Source organism: Chromobacterium violaceum ATCC 12472, from assembly GCF_000007705.1.
In the GTDB taxonomy this organism is placed as follows: Bacteria; Pseudomonadota; Gammaproteobacteria; order Burkholderiales; family Chromobacteriaceae; genus Chromobacterium; species Chromobacterium violaceum.
This window is the reverse complement of sequence record NC_005085.1, coordinates 4,341,637-4,355,654: the sequence shown is the minus strand read 5'-3', so window position 1 is coordinate 4,355,654 and position 14,018 is coordinate 4,341,637. Positions and strand designations below refer to the sequence as shown.

At 43.7% G+C, this 14,018-nt stretch carries 14 protein-coding genes and 1 pseudogene; 13 read left to right on the top strand and 2 right to left on the bottom strand.

Features of this window, described 5'->3' with window-relative positions:
* Positions 1-13: 13 nt before the first annotated feature.
* The 10 genes from CV_RS23140 to wecC all read left to right on the top strand — a co-directional run bounded on the left by CV_RS23140 (position 14) and on the right by wecC (position 11,026).
* On the top strand, positions 14-733 hold the full coding sequence (locus CV_RS23140) for an acylneuraminate cytidylyltransferase family protein (RefSeq protein ID WP_011137575.1): 720 nt from the start codon (positions 14-16) through the stop codon (positions 731-733).
* Positions 734-750: 17 nt separating this feature from the next.
* On the top strand, positions 751-1,965 hold the full coding sequence (locus CV_RS23710) for a hypothetical protein (RefSeq protein WP_011137574.1): 1,215 nt from the start codon (positions 751-753) through the stop codon (positions 1,963-1,965).
* 200 nt (positions 1,966-2,165) lie between these two features.
* Positions 2,166-3,425, top strand: coding sequence for a lipopolysaccharide biosynthesis protein (locus CV_RS23135; RefSeq protein WP_011137573.1), 1,260 nt, complete (start codon positions 2,166-2,168; stop codon positions 3,423-3,425).
* The gene (locus CV_RS23705; RefSeq protein WP_011137572.1) at positions 3,415-4,788 is read left to right on the top strand and encodes a hypothetical protein; all 1,374 of its coding nucleotides are present in this window, start codon (positions 3,415-3,417) and stop codon (positions 4,786-4,788) included. The genes CV_RS23135 and CV_RS23705 overlap by 11 nt, the downstream gene beginning before the upstream one ends.
* Positions 4,763-5,425, top strand: a complete 663-nt coding sequence (locus CV_RS23130; RefSeq protein ID WP_080509079.1) for a CatB-related O-acetyltransferase — start codon at positions 4,763-4,765, stop codon at positions 5,423-5,425. The genes CV_RS23705 and CV_RS23130 overlap by 26 nt, the downstream gene beginning before the upstream one ends.
* Positions 5,426-6,421 carry a lipid II:glycine glycyltransferase FemX gene (locus CV_RS23125; protein WP_011137570.1) on the top strand — a complete coding sequence of 332 codons (996 nt, stop codon included), beginning with the start codon at positions 5,426-5,428 and terminating at the stop codon, positions 6,419-6,421.
* A complete protein-coding gene (locus CV_RS23700; protein ID WP_011137569.1) occupies positions 6,414-7,394 on the top strand; it encodes a hypothetical protein in 981 nt (326 codons plus the stop codon). Before CV_RS23125 ends, CV_RS23700 begins: the two co-directional genes overlap by 8 nt.
* Positions 7,395-7,410: 16 nt before the next feature.
* Complete coding sequence (locus CV_RS22420; RefSeq protein ID WP_011137568.1) at positions 7,411-8,637, top strand: glycosyltransferase family 4 protein; 1,227 nt, start codon at positions 7,411-7,413, stop codon at positions 8,635-8,637.
* The gene (gene wecB / locus CV_RS19915) at positions 8,630-9,784 is read left to right on the top strand and encodes a non-hydrolyzing UDP-N-acetylglucosamine 2-epimerase (RefSeq protein WP_310733968.1); all 1,155 of its coding nucleotides are present in this window, start codon (positions 8,630-8,632) and stop codon (positions 9,782-9,784) included. Before CV_RS22420 ends, wecB begins: the two co-directional genes overlap by 8 nt.
* Before the next feature lie 3 nt (positions 9,785-9,787).
* The gene (gene wecC / locus CV_RS23120) at positions 9,788-11,026 is read left to right on the top strand and encodes a UDP-N-acetyl-D-mannosamine dehydrogenase (RefSeq protein ID WP_218567073.1); all 1,239 of its coding nucleotides are present in this window, start codon (positions 9,788-9,790) and stop codon (positions 11,024-11,026) included.
* Here the strand turns inward: wecC and CV_RS24185 are convergent.
* Positions 11,007-11,559: pseudogene (locus CV_RS24185) on the bottom strand (IS5 family transposase); the annotation flags it as partial. The gene wecC and the pseudogene CV_RS24185 overlap by 20 nt on opposite strands.
* A 23-nt stretch (positions 11,560-11,582) precedes the next feature.
* On the opposite strand from CV_RS24185, the gene CV_RS23115 reads away from it, so the two are divergent.
* Complete coding sequence (locus CV_RS23115; protein ID WP_115610272.1) at positions 11,583-11,852, top strand: plasmid pRiA4b ORF-3 family protein; 270 nt, start codon at positions 11,583-11,585, stop codon at positions 11,850-11,852.
* Here the strand turns inward: CV_RS23115 and CV_RS23110 are convergent.
* Positions 11,821-12,132 (bottom strand): transposase, encoded by a 312-nt coding sequence (locus tag CV_RS23110; protein WP_080509078.1) that lies wholly within the window; start codon positions 12,130-12,132, stop codon positions 11,821-11,823. The two genes, CV_RS23115 and CV_RS23110, sit on opposite strands and share 32 nt — an antisense overlap.
* A gap of 313 nt (positions 12,133-12,445) precedes the next feature.
* Here CV_RS23110 and CV_RS19905 point away from each other — a divergent pair, with 313 nt between their 5' ends.
* Together CV_RS19905 and groES are read left to right on the top strand one after the other, a co-directional pair.
* The gene (locus CV_RS19905; RefSeq protein ID WP_011137563.1) at positions 12,446-13,549 is read left to right on the top strand and encodes an MraY family glycosyltransferase; all 1,104 of its coding nucleotides are present in this window, start codon (positions 12,446-12,448) and stop codon (positions 13,547-13,549) included.
* Between the two features lie 168 nt (positions 13,550-13,717).
* Positions 13,718-14,005, top strand: a complete 288-nt coding sequence (groES, locus tag CV_RS19900; protein ID WP_011137562.1) for a co-chaperone GroES — start codon at positions 13,718-13,720, stop codon at positions 14,003-14,005.
* The last annotated feature ends 13 nt before the right edge of the window (positions 14,006-14,018 follow it).

Here is a 14,018-nt window from a genome sequence, read left to right as displayed (position 1 = left end):
TATGGGGAACAGAGTGTCTAAAGCGAAAGTTCTTGCATTAGTACCTGCTCGTGGTGGTTCAAAGCGATTGCCAGGGAAAAATATGAAATTATTAGGTGGTAAGCATCTGATTAATTGGACATTAGATATTGCCTTGTCGAGTGAATTATTTTGTGATGTATTGGTTTCAACAGATGATTCTAGTATAGCAGAGGAGGCAAAAAAAAATGGTGCCTTAGTTCCATGGTTGCGCCCAGCCTCAATGGCTACCGATTCGGCAACATCAGTAGATGTTGCACTGCATGCATTGAACTGGTATGAAAGTAACATTACAAATGTTGATGCCTTGATGCTTTTGCAGCCCACATCTCCATTTAGAACTGTTGAGCTACTAAAAAATGCAATAGAAATGTTATTCTCAACGCGAGCACAATCAGTACTATCAGTCGTGCCAGCATTAGTTAATCCGGCATGGTGTTTTTATCAGGTTGATGGTATTTTAGATCCGTGCATGGGAATGGATTTAATGGGAAAAGCCTCACAAGACCTACCACCCGCATACATGCTTGATGGTTCAATTTATATTATAACGCCTGATGCTTTACGAGATAGTCGTTCATTTATTCTATCTAAATCGAGGGCGATTCTGAGCCCAGAAGAAATGTCTATAGATATTGACACTCAAGAAGATTGGGATTTGGCGGAAGAAAAACTTGCTCATATTTTTGGTCTGAATAATAAAAGTAGTTCGTAACGTTAGGGAGGCTGCTTATGGAAATTGCTTATGCGCTACTTATAATTTATTTAATAGCTCCTTATGTTGGCCTCTTCTATTTTGAATCGAGTGGCGAGCGCATTATATATGGAGATGCAAATAGTGCTATATGGCCATATTCTATTTACCTGCTCATATTTTTTGCAATAGTTTTGTTGTTTAATTTAAATAACAAGGCAAAATTAACTGTATTTTCCATATACCCGGAGTGGTTGGCAAGAAAAATAATAAAGCGTTGCATATGCATTTTGATATTTTGTATTGGCATGATGTTTGTTTATGGCGTCGGCAATATGCTGACGGGTGAGACTGGTCGTGGAGAGTTTAGATCAACTTTAGGAGGGTTAGGTTTTTTTTATATTCTTTTTTCATTATTTTTCCCTGCATCATGTGTCGCAATTTCAGCGCAAATGTGGGTGAAATCAAGGAGTAAAAAGATAGGATTATGGTTTGCTCTTTGTTTTTTTCTCGGCTTCATTTGTGGCTTTTTGACTGGGTTTAAATTTACTTGTTTTCTGATTTCGACTCCTGGATTAATTTTAGCCGCTCCGAGGTTAGGGGTGACAAAGATTTTTTTTGTTTTAGCTCTTTCAATTGCTTTTATGTTATTTTCGGCAACCTATTTTATGGGGTTAGATACTTTAGACGCCCTAAATTATTTAATACAACGTGGTACAGTTGTTGCCGTGTCAGGAACAGTTGGTGTATGGAATAATTTTAGAGATGGCGGGCCGGATGCAATATATACCTTGCTGTATGCTTTAGGTAATAAAGCGGCATCTTTTTTAATTGGTGAGCCCGTTGACTCGTTTAACTTTCTTAAAGTAAATTTGACTAGATATATAGGGTATTTAACTTATCCAAAACCAGAGGAGGCATTGTCTGGTGCTTTTAATCTTACAGTAACAAACTTTGGGGAGGCTGTCTATTTTTTTGGGGAGAGTTTTTCCTGGGTGTTTGCAATTATTTCTGGGCTTATAACGGCCTTTATGCTACGGAGTGCAAAAAAGGCCATTTGCAACGGGAGTGATATTAAAGCAATTGTTTTGGTCAACTTCCTCGCGTTGGTGATATTTCCTTGGCTTTTAAACTCTATGATTGGTAACCTTTTTGGAATCCCGACTATTATATATTTTACATTTGTAATACTATTGGTTAATAACTGTACCAAGCCACTGCGTGATTGGCGTAGATCACAGGCGATAAATTGAACCGGCAGCAAATCAGATGTTAAAAGAAATGCTATATGCGTGTGACTAAAATGCTCTACTGTGTTGATAACAAAGTGCTGAAACATACTGAATCGATACAAAATATATAAACGATTATTTATTCGGCTTGCGCAGGCTATGGGGAAGCTATACGCAAAATTTATAATAAGATAGATTTGTAGAAGGTAAAGGGTAAGGGCGTGAGAAAAATTTTCTCAATTTTTTCTGCTTTCATTTTAGTCAATATAATTAGAGTGGTGTCTCCTTTCTTGCTATTGCCGCTTTTAACGCACGCTTTAACTCCTTCAGATTATGGCATTCTTTCGTTGTATGATGCTTCTGTGTTGGTGTTGGTTCCTTTGGTACTATTCAACTCGCCAGGACTAGTAGGTGCACGATTTTATAAAACTAGCAAAGGTTATATTGCTGAGGTTAATACTGCGGCACTATTTTTGACAGTATTGTGTTGTTGTATATTGTTTTTTTTCTTGCTTTGTTTCAGTGCAGCTGAACTATTTTATAATAGCTTCGGTGGTGAGTTTATCTTGCTCTTGCCGGTTTTTGTATTAGCAAGAGCTATAAATACTTATTTGGCAGGGCTCCTGCAGACGCAGCATAAGGTAAGAATGTTTGGAGTCTTCTCAATTGGGACATTATTTCTCGATTTAGGCTTGTCATTAATTTTCGTGTCTTTTTTTTCCATGGGCTATAAAGGACGTTTGATTGCAAGCAGTTTTGCCTTTCTCATATTTAGTTTTTATGGGATTTGCCTGATGAGGAGAGATCAGTTGCTTTCTCCTTTTTTAATGCGAGAAAGAATTGTAGACATTTTCGAATTTGGTTTACCATTAATTCCTCATGCTTTAGGTGGCGTCAGCCTGGCAGTATCAAGTCGTTATCTAATTGCATATATGTTAGGTCAAGGTGCGGCTGGTGTTTATGCTGTTGGCTATCAAGTAGGATCAATTATGTTACTAGTTGGAACCTCTATTAATCAAGCATGGTCAGTTTCATTGTTCAAGTGGCTTGGAGAAGGAATTGAGAAAAGTCGAAGTATGATAAGAAAAGTTATGATGGGATTGTTTTTCTTGTTGCTAACATCTTTGGCCATGTTGTGGTTTTGTAGAGATTTTGTATTCTGGTTGCTGTCCAATCATCATTTTGAGGATGCAAAGCTACTTTATCCTTATATGTTGATAGGATTTTTCTTTCAGTCTTTATATTTTCTGATTGTCAATTTTGATTTTTACGAAGAAAAAGTTAAATCTATTGGTATTACAACTTTCTTTACATCGATTCTCAGTTTGCTCCTCTGCTATGTATTAGTAAAGCAATACGGCCTCATTGGTGCAGGTTACTCATACGCAATCAGTATGTTTTTTTATTTTGCTGTGGTCTTGATTCGGGTGGTTGGCTTTAATATGAAATTCCGAGGGGTTTGGCTGCGAAATGGAAAATAATGGAAACGCCTGCCTTCGAGTTTTGAAAACGTTAGAGGCTGAAGGCGAGATAGCAACGAAATTTTCTACAATGGGAACTTCAAGTTGGGTATCTATAAAAAATATTGTATTTGAAAAATCGTTATCAAGCCTTGCTTTTAAACGGCATGATTATTCAGCCATGCGTTCTTGGAAGTTGCCTGTATTGATATTGTTATCAATATGGAATTATTTTAAGGCGTGCATATCTTATACTTCTAAGCCTTTGTTTATTGGTGCTGGATCGGGACTGCTTGAGCAAAATGGTGTGGTTGTCGACTCATACCTACCTAATGATATTTCTTTGGCAGAAGGCGTCCCGCAAAGTAGGCTTATTTATTTTCTAAGCGCAGATCATTTGGCTAAATTTTGGTCAGCGCGTAGTTATTTGAAGGAGCATGATGCGGTCTTGTACAGCTTTGTCATAAGCCCCCTTCGCTTTGTTTTAGGACGTTTCCTCTTCATTTTCATTAAAAATAATCCCGGGATTATTGCTGCCGCTAAAGTGTTAAGTAGTGAATTGGAGAAGGTAGCGGTCAAGTGTAGTGTGAATGAAGTCATTATGCTTCACGCAAAGTTTGCTGCAGGCGTAATCTTGTATAGAATGATTTTTGCGCCTTTGAGGATTAGTGAAGCTTTTGTAGTATCCGCATATAGTAATTCTGAAAGCTGTGCGGCATTAAAGATGAAGAAAGTGCTGGTGACTGAGATCCAACATGGTGTTATAGGTTCAGTGCATCGTGGTTATAACTATGCATGTAGGCATGGAGATATACCAGTTCCGGATTATGTAAGTGTTTACGATGAATTTTGGCGTACTGAACTGTTGGATGCCGGTTTTTTTAAACCAGAGCAGATTCGAATCGGTGGACGTGTTAAATACCAGTTGGCAGAGAAAGAGACAGTAAGTTTTTCCAAGCCTTATATCATTTTTACTGGGCAAGGAATTCTAAAAAAAGAGGTGTGCGATTTCATACGAGAGTATGGTGAGCGGGGAGGAAACGCTCGTTTATTTTATATACCACACCCAACTGAGTCGGAAGTCTATTTAGCAGGCGTAAATGATGCCGCCAATCAATTTGATAATATCGAGATACTAGCTAAGAAAAATTGTAGTACGGAAGCGCTCATCATGAACGCAGTGGCCCATGTTTCAATATATTCCTCCTGTCATTTTGATGCTGTTCATTATCTTGGTAAGACATATATATTTGATGCATTTCCAGATAATGTAATGCACTACTACTCGAGTCGTGTACCTGATAAGTTTGTCTTAATTGGGGGGGCGACAGATTTGATCGATCAGATAGGGCATTGCGATGTTAATAAAAGCATTCATTCATAATTTGTATTTCTTATGGTTTTTTTTGATTAAAAAACTTAAATACCCGAGCTGTAATATTGAGACGAATTTTATACTGCCAGGCGTAAAACTTGGACGCGGTGTCATTGTAAGAAAGAATGTAAAGATTTACCGGAACGTAAGTATCGGAGATCATACATTTATTAATGAGGATAGCCGGATCGATCCTAATACGGAGAGCATTGGTAAGTTTTGCTCCATATCACATGGCGTGAAAATAGGGCTTGGTCCGCATCCACTACTTTTCTTCTCCACAAGCCCACTTTTTTATCAACGTTATCGTGGCTTGGTTGGGAGTGATTTTTATGATGAATTTGCCGATAAAGGATATACGAGAATTGGTCATGATGTTTTTATCGCGGCAAATGCAGTCATCGTTTCAGGTGTTGAAATAGGCCATGGCGCGGTAGTTGCAGCTGGCAGCGTCGTGACTAAAAATGTTCCTCCATATGCTGTTGTGGGTGGTGTGCCTGCACGAATCATCAAGTATCGATTCGATGAGGATACAATTGAAAAGCTACTGAAAAGTAAGTGGTGGAATAAAGATATCAATATTTTGGCGCGTAACGCTGCTAATGGGTTTGATATAGATGTCTTCTTGGATTCGTTAGAGGAATAAATGACTTTAAAAGTTAAGATCATTAAAGATGTCAATAAAGTCAATGGGGATTTTGAGTCGCATGTGTTTGCAAGCGAAGGCTATTTGAAGGCATGTTCTGACGAGTATGGTTGGTTTTGCGGCCATGGTGTTGTTTTGCCATTTTATATTGATAAAATTCTCATTTTTAGGCGCTTGATTTTTACAACTGCGCCATATGGCTACGAAACTAACGATATAACGCATGATATTCTCAGTGCATTTATGGACGAAGTTGTCCAGGTATGCAAGGGCGAAAACATTTGTGACTTCATTTCTAAACCTCAGTCAAATGCTGTATTTCCTGTGGCGCCAACCGGTGGTGTAGTATGTGATTGGGGTAGCTACATTACAAAGATTGATTTGGAAGATGAGGATTTAATAAAGTCCTATCATTCAAAACATAGAAATGTCATTGTAAAATCTATGCGCGATGGCGTTGAGGTTAGAGTTATCGAGGATGAGGCGCTCGTTCAGGACTGCGTGAAGCAGACATTGCTGAGACAGAAGCTTCCATATTACCCATCTTTACAGTTTGTCAGTGCTTTAAGGAGTGCTTTGCCTGAAAATACGCTCATGATGGCTGCTTACCATCAAGAGCAGCTTCAGGGGGTTGCTTTAGTCCCATATGATTCAGACTGTGGCTATTATCTTTATGGTGGTTCAATACCTCAGCCGTATGGTGGCTCATTAAATTTGCTGCAGTACGAAGTGATGCGCCAACTGCGGGATCGAGGTGTAAAATATTATGACTTTGTTGGTGCCCGCCTCAAGGTAGAACAAGGTGGCAAGTATGAAGGCATTCAGCGATTCAAAGTAAGATTTGGTGCTCAATTAGTCAAAGGATATGCATTTAGAGTTGTGTTTTCGCCATTTAAATATTGGTTATTTAATTTTATGGTTCGCGTCTACTTCCGTTTGAAGGGCTGGGAATACAAGGATGCAATAGACCAGATTAGGATGCAATCTAGTGAGTAAAGCAAAGATATATATCACATTTGACTATGAGTTATTCTTTGGACCAGACTCTGGATCAATAGAGGCATGCATATTGCAACCGACTAGAGAGCTGATGAAGGTTGGTAGTGATTGTGATGTGAACTTTACTTTTTTCGTAGATGCCGGAATGCTCTGTGCTTTTAAGCGCAATATGAGCATATACCCTGAACTGGCGGTGTCATACGAACAGGTGATCTCCCAAATTAGAGAATTGGATCGCAAGGGCCATACGATTGCTCTGCATATTCACTCGCATTGGGAGGACGCTGTTTATGAAGGCGGCAAGTGGGTTTTTGATACAAGTCGATACCGCTTATCTAGCTTTTCTCAGCAAGAAGCCGATGAGATTATTCGGCGATATTTCAATGAGCTGTCCCTGCATTGTGAAAAGCCAATCAAAGCTTTCCGCGCGGGTGGCTGGTGCGTACAACCATTTGAAGTGTTCCGCTCGACATTCGCTGAGCTAGGTATAGCGATCGATAGTTCGCTGTATAAAGATGGCTATATGTCTACAAAATCTCATCAATTCGATTTTCGAGGAATGCCGAGTTCTACAATATGGAATTTTAATTCTGATCCCATGATGATTGAAATGGATGGAATTTTTACAGAAATACCTATAGCATCTACTGCTTATTCGAGATTTTTCTATTTAGGGATGTTATGGCACCGTCTGCTGAAAACAGAAAAGTATCGAATGTTCGGGGATGGAAGGGCTATTGGTGGTGGTCGCAAGCGTCAGCTGAAATCTATTGCAGAGGGTGATTTTGGTGTAGTCTCTCTGGATTCTTATAGATGCCGTCAGCTTAAGTCGGCTTGGAGAAAGTTTTTAAAATCAACACCTGATGGGCATTTTGTTGTTATTGCGCATCCCAAGGCTTTGTCTCGGGCCTCGGTTGAGGTTTTGGCTGATTTTGCCAAAGCAGAGAGAAATCGTTTCTCGATAATGTAATATCGGATATAGCGCTGTGCATATTTTATTTTTAACTGATAATTTTCCGCCGGAAGTAAATGCTCCCGCAAGTAGAACATTTGAACATTGCCGCGAGTGGGTTAGAAATGGCGCTCAGGTAACTATTATTACTTGCGCTCCAAATTTCCCGAAAGGTGAGGTCTTTCCTGGTTATAAGAATTCCTTGTGGTCTACGGAGCTTGTCGACGGAATCCGCGTTGTTCGAGTGTGGACATATATTGCAAAAAATGAAGGTCTCCTGAAGCGTATTTTTGATTATATCAGCTTTATGGTAAGTGCCTCTATTGCTGCTTTGTTTGTGAAAAATGTTGATTTGATTATTGGCACGTCGCCACAGTTTTTTACTGTGTGTGCTGCTGCTATTACATCTCGATTTAAACGTGTGCCATGGATTTTTGAGTTGAGGGATATTTGGCCTGAGTCGATTAAGGCTGTAGGCGCTATGGGCGACTCATTCCTGATACGTCAATTGGAGAAGCTAGAGTTGTTCTTATATCGCGACTGTAAAAAAATAGTTGTGGTAACGCATGCCTTTAAAGATAGCCTGATTAGACGGGGTATCAATTCTGATAAGATTGATGTTGTAACCAATGGTGTAGATCTTTCCAATTACTCTCCGCGAGAGAAAGATTCAGAGTTGGTCGATAGTCTTGGCTTGCAGGGGTGTTTTGTTGCTGGCTATATCGGTACACATGGCATGGCTCATGGACTAGAGACGCTGCTGAACGCCGCGGAGAGGCTGAAATCGCTTCCAGAGGGAAGGGATGTGAAATTCCTTTTCCTTGGCGATGGCGCTAGAAAAAAGGACTTGGTCATGGATGCCAAGTCTAGAAATTTAGATAATGTATTGTTTTTAGATAGCGTCTCTAAAGAGCAGGTATCGCGTTATTGGTCACTATTAGATGTATCTATTATTCATCTAAAAAAGACAGATTTGTTTAATAGCGTGATTCCGTCTAAGTTGTTTGAATGCATGGGCATGGGGATTCCTGTTCTGCATGGGGTGCCTGGAGAGTCGGCAGAAATTGTGCGAGGCGAGGAGGTGGGCATAACTTTTGAATCTGATGATGATGAAGCTTTGGCTGATGCTTTGCTGGTGATGAAGTCTGATACTGAGGCATACCAAGGATTTCGTAGTAGGTGTTTAGAAGGTGCGCTGAAATATAATAGACGTAATCTGGCATTGAAAATGCTTGATATTTTAAAGAAGGTGAATGTCTAAGATGAGTACGCGTAAGAAAATTATGCTAGCTTTTGGCACGAGGCCAGAGGCGATTAAAATGGCTCCTCTTTATCATGCTTTGAAAAGCTGCGAAGAAAATTTCGAAACAGTCGTATGCCTTACCGCGCAACATCGGCAAATGCTAGATCAGGTTTTGTCAGTATTCAATATTGATGCGGATATTGACTTGAATTTGATGAAGCCAGGGCAAGATCTGTTTGATGTGACCTCATCTGTGCTTTTGCATATGCGCAGTGTTTTGAAGGAGCACAAGCCTGATATGCTGCTTGTGCATGGGGATACGACAACTTCTCTTGCTGCCGGTATGGCTGCGTTTTATCTTGGGATTCCTTTGGGACATGTCGAAGCGGGTTTGAGAACCTTTGATGTGCACGCTCCATTTCCTGAGGAGTTTAACCGGCAGGTAGTTTCAAAGATATCTCAACTTCACTTCGCGCCTACTGAGCAAAGCAAGGATAACTTGCTTAATGAGAATGTGCTGGAAAAGGATATTCTAGTTACAGGCAATACGGTAATCGATGCTCTTTTCTGGGTGCTCCATAGAATTGATAGCGATCCAGTAAAATATAAAGCGTTATGTGATGTATTATCTGTTCACCTTCCCTTTAACTGGAAGGAGCAATGTTATATTCTCATCACAGGGCATAGGCGAGAAAACTTTGGCTCGGGCTTCCTGCAGATTTGTGAAGCTCTTAAAGATTTGGCTAATAAATATCCAGATGTGAATTTCGTTTATCCTGTGCATTTGAACCCACAAGTTCAAGAGCCAGTGAATGCGATTCTTAATAATCTGAATAATGTTCACCTGATTCCGCCGCTCGATTACGAGCCCTTTGTCATGCTTCTTAAGCACAGCTACATTGTATTGACTGATAGTGGCGGCATTCAAGAGGAGGCTCCAAGCTTAGGGAAGCCAGTTCTCGTTATGCGAGATGTTACCGAAAGACCTGAAGCGGTCGCGGCTGGAACGGTGAAGTTGGTGGGGGCTGATCGGGCCAAGATCATTGAGCATGTTTCAATTTTGCTGGATGATTCCAATCATTATGAAATGATGTCCAAAGCGCATAATCCTTATGGTGATGGCAGCGCATGTGAACGGATTATTTCTGCTTTAAAGAGGGTGTAAGTGATGATGAATAAAACGGTTTGCGTAGTCGGCTTGGGATATATTGGCTTGCCTACTGCAGCATTATTGGCGAGCAATGGTTATAAAGTTGTTGGTGTTGATTTGAATCAGCATGCAGTTGATACGATTAATCAAGGCAATGTTCATATTGTTGAGCCTGACCTGGATGGCTATGTGCGCTCTGCTGTTGCCACGGGAATGTTAAAGGCTTTTGTAACACCACAATCTGGCGATGTATACATGATCTGTGTGCCTACTCCTTTCCATGAGGGGGGGGGCATTCCTCAGCCGAATATTGACCATGTGTTGGCGGCTACCAGAAGCATTGCTCCATTTGTAAAAGAGGGTGATCTGGTCATCCTGGAGTCGACCTCTCCGGTTGGCACGACTGAGAAGATGGCTGAGGTTTTGGCTGAGTCGGGCGTCGATGTAGGTAAAATCCACATCGCCTACTGCCCTGAGCGTGTGTTGCCAGGTAAAATTATGGTCGAACTGGTGGAGAATGACCGAATCGTTGGCGGTTTGACTCCCGAGGCGACGAGTGCGGTAGCTACTTTCTACCGTAGCTTTGTCTCCGGCGAGGTATTGGAGACAAATTCGAAAACGGCTGAGATGTGCAAGCTGACCGAGAATAGCTTTCGTGATGTAAATATTGCTTTTGCCAATGAGCTCTCATTGATTTGTGCAAAAGAGAATATTGATGTGTGGAAATTGATTTCGCTGGCAAATCGTCACCCGCGCGTAAATATTTTGCAGCCAGGCGTTGGCGTGGGGGGGCATTGTATTGCGGTTGATCCTTGGTTTATCGTCGCTCGTGATCCTGAGAATGCGAGGCTCATTCGCTCGGCGCGTGAGGTTAACAACTCCAAGACGGATTGGGTTGTAGATAGAATAAAGGCTGAAATCGCGGATGCTCATGTCAAGCTCGGCCGCGCTCCTCGTGTCGCCTGCCTTGGTTTGGCATTCAAGCCTGATATTGATGATTTGCGCGAATCGCCGGCAGTGCAGGTGGTGGATGCTATCCTAAGAGCTGGCCATGATGTAATTGTGGTTGAGCCTAATATTAGAGAGCATAGTGAATATGTGCTTATTGATTTGGATAGCGCTTTGGATGTTGCGGACTTGATTGTGGTTTTGGTTCGACATAAGCAGTTTCTTGACCATGCGGTGAATCAGCGTTTACTAAGCTTGAATATCCATGATTATTGTGGACTTAGAGCCGCTAACAAAATTTCGCGATAAACCGTAAGCAAATCAGGGAACAAGCTAGCTTCAACAATGCGTAATGCGTATCCAACCGACGTTCAAAGCGAATACGCAACTTGTCGAACCTCGCTAGCCACGCATACGTTCGCTAAACCACCCAGCGATGCCGCCCAAGCTTCTCGCTGCTTTCCACGCCTCGGCGGGCAATTCGGGCCTAGATGCCTCGTCGTCGAAGATAGTCGCGACAACGGTGGTAGTCGTAGCCTTTGTCGGCGTGTAGCCGGTCCGTCCGTTTCCGCGGCTGGCCCGGTAAGCCGGGGATGGCCGGGATGGCATTGATCAATGCCTCAAGCACCATCGAGTCATGTCGATTGGCTCACTGCCAATGGCAGGCCACGACGATCTACGACGATGTGTCGTTTGCTACCGAGCTTGCCCCGGTCGGTGGGGTTGGGGCCCGTTTGCTGGCTCCCCGGGGGCTGGCGACACTCGCCCGCCCCGTCGACGCTGGCACGACTCCAATCAATCTGGTCGCATTGTCCAAGCTGCGCGAGCAATGCAAGATGAAGCGTAAGCGTCATTCTGAGGCCGTATAGACGAGCGGCAAGAACGTGTCCAGAGTAGTCCCCATCAACTGAGTGGTGGGGACGTCGACGTCGACCCAATCTGCCTGGATGGTAGCAATGCGTGCTCGCCGGAAGATGACGGAGGCGTGCCGGGCTATTACGAGTTTTTGGAAGCCATCGACGACCCGACGCATGAGGAGCATGAGGCGATGCTCGAATGGTGTGGTGGCAGCTTCGATCCTGCTGCCTTCAATCTGGACGAGGTCAACCAGCGGCTCTCCGAAGTAAAGCTGTAAGCGTCAATATGGCCTCGGGATGACGCTTACGATGAAGCTGATCCCAGAGACCTTTGAGCTGCCAATTTCGTAGTAGTCGCCAGCAGGTCATGCCGCTGCCGAAGCCCAACTCTTGCGGCAGGTCCTCCGATGGGATACTCGTGGTGAGGACAAATAGGATGCCGTTCAGAGCGGCCCGATCATCCAAGCGGGGGCGACCCCTGCCACGGGGACGAGGTGGCAGGGGAAACTGCGGCTGTAAGGATTTCCACAGCTTCTGGGTGACAAGTTGACGTCTCATGCCCGTCTGACAAGGCTTGGCATCAACTTGTTCTGTCGATTTTTGTTAGCTCTTAGGTTGACTACGGTTTTGCCGCTACTCGCGAGCCAGTTGAGCACGAAATCGCCGTCAATGACGCCTATTTTTCCGGTTACGAGAATAGTCATGATGAGTCCGGTATTATGTATGATGCATCAAAAGCGATAATGCTTAGATATGGTTACATGAAAGCAGTGGCTTGAAAATTGCATGAGGTTTACAATGACAAGTCAAGTTTTGTTGCCGTCGGACGGTACTAAAATATCGGCATCATCAAATATTGAAGAGAAGCTTAATGTTACAGATTCTATTGTTGGCTACATTTTTATCTTTACTCGTCGGTATGTGCCTGATCCACTTCGCACATTTGCACGAGAGCTTTTCGGCAGACCATGATCTTGGGGGGGTGCAGAAGTTCCACGCTCGCCCGGTGCCGCGTATCGGTGGGGTACCGATTGCTGCCGGTTTGGTTGCTGGGTGCGGTTTGTTGGCTTGGCTACAGAAGGATGTTTTGTCGCTGTTGCTATTGGTGGTGGCGTTGCCGGCTTTTGCTGCGGGGATGCTTGAGGATGTGACAAAGAAAGTGGGGCCGTTGCCAAGGCTGCTGGCTACTTTCGTTGCAGCAATTTTGGGCTATTTCATGCTGGGGGCTGGTGTGTGGCATTTGGACCTTCCTTTCGTGGACGCCTTGTTGTCACGGTTCTGGATGCTGTCCCTTGTGTTGACTATGGTAGCGGTTGGTGGTGTGGCGCATGCGGTCAACATCATCGATGGCTACAATGGCTTGTCTGGTGTAGTGTCTATTTTCATTCTTCTGGCAATCGCGTATGTAGCGTTCAAGATGCAGGATGTTGCGTTGATGGGTGTTTGTTTTGCCATGGTGGGGGCGATTGCGGGCTTCTTGTTTTGGAATTTCCCGCGAGGATTGATCTTTGCGGGCGATGGTGGTGCCTACTTGGTAGGCTTCATGATCGCCGAAATGTCAGTGTTGCTGGTGGCACGTCATCCGCAGGTATCGCCATGGTTTCCGCTGCTATGCGTGATATATCCGGTGTTTGAGACCTTGTTCTCGATTTATCGTCGTAAGTTCCTGCAAGGGCGCCGGGTCGGTTATCCTGATGCTCTGCACCTACATCAGTTAATTTATATGCGCCTGGTACGCTGGATGGTAGGGAGTAAGGATGTTGATCACATGACCATGCGTAATAGCCTAACCTCTCCCTACCTCTGGGCGCTATCTTCTGTGTCCGTAGTGCCTGCTATGTTGTTTTGGGACAATACAGTAGTATTGATGTGTTTCGTCCTTATTTTCATGATTACCTATGTGTACTTGTACCGGATGATCATCCGATTCCGTACGCCGCGTTGGATGTTGCTGCGCAAGTCTATGCGTAACTGATCTGATCTTCACATGAGAGCCTGCAGAAAATTGCTGGTACAGGCTCTTGAAAATCACCACTCGCATCCCTATCATTAGCACTCGCAATGGTCGAGTGCTAAGCCTTCGACCGCAACCTACACATACCTGATGTTCAACTCTCAACAGCCAATGTAATAGGAGAGATCAATGGCAATCCGTCCTCTGCACGACCGTGTTGTTATCAAGCGCCTCGAGGCTGAAGAAAAGACCGCGTCCGGCATCGTTCTGCCGGGCGCAGCCGCCGAGAAGCCGGACATGGGCCAAGTGCTCGCAGTGGGCAACGGCAAGATCCTGGAAAACGGCGAACGCCGTCCGCTGGAACTGAAGGTTGGCGACAAGGTGATCTTCGGCAAGTATTCCGGCCAGACCGTCAAGGTGGATGGCGAAGAAGTCCTCGTGATGCGCGAGGAAGATGTAATGGGCATCGTTGAGTAATCCGACCCTTACC

Bases quoted from the DNA above. Each gene is read 5' to 3' on its own strand.
- CV_RS23710 (WP_011137574.1), top strand. From the start codon at position 751: ATGGAAATTGCTTATGCGCTACTTATAATTTATTTAATAGCTCCTTAT.
- CV_RS23705 (WP_011137572.1), top strand. From the start codon at position 3,415: ATGGAAAATAATGGAAACGCCTGCCTTCGAGTTTTGAAAACGTTAGAG.
- CV_RS23130 (WP_080509079.1), top strand. From the start codon at position 4,763: ATGTTAATAAAAGCATTCATTCATAATTTGTATTTCTTATGGTTTTTT.
- CV_RS23125 (WP_011137570.1), top strand. From the start codon at position 5,426: ATGACTTTAAAAGTTAAGATCATTAAAGATGTCAATAAAGTCAATGGG.
- wecB (WP_310733968.1), top strand. From the start codon at position 8,630: ATGTCTAAGATGAGTACGCGTAAGAAAATTATGCTAGCTTTTGGCACG.
- wecC (WP_218567073.1), top strand. From the start codon at position 9,788: ATGATGAATAAAACGGTTTGCGTAGTCGGCTTGGGATATATTGGCTTG.
- CV_RS23110 (WP_080509078.1), bottom strand. From the start codon at position 12,132: ATGAGACGTCAACTTGTCACCCAGAAGCTGTGGAAATCCTTACAGCCG.
- CV_RS19905 (WP_011137563.1), top strand. From the start codon at position 12,446: ATGTTACAGATTCTATTGTTGGCTACATTTTTATCTTTACTCGTCGGT.
- groES (WP_011137562.1), top strand. From the start codon at position 13,718: ATGGCAATCCGTCCTCTGCACGACCGTGTTGTTATCAAGCGCCTCGAG.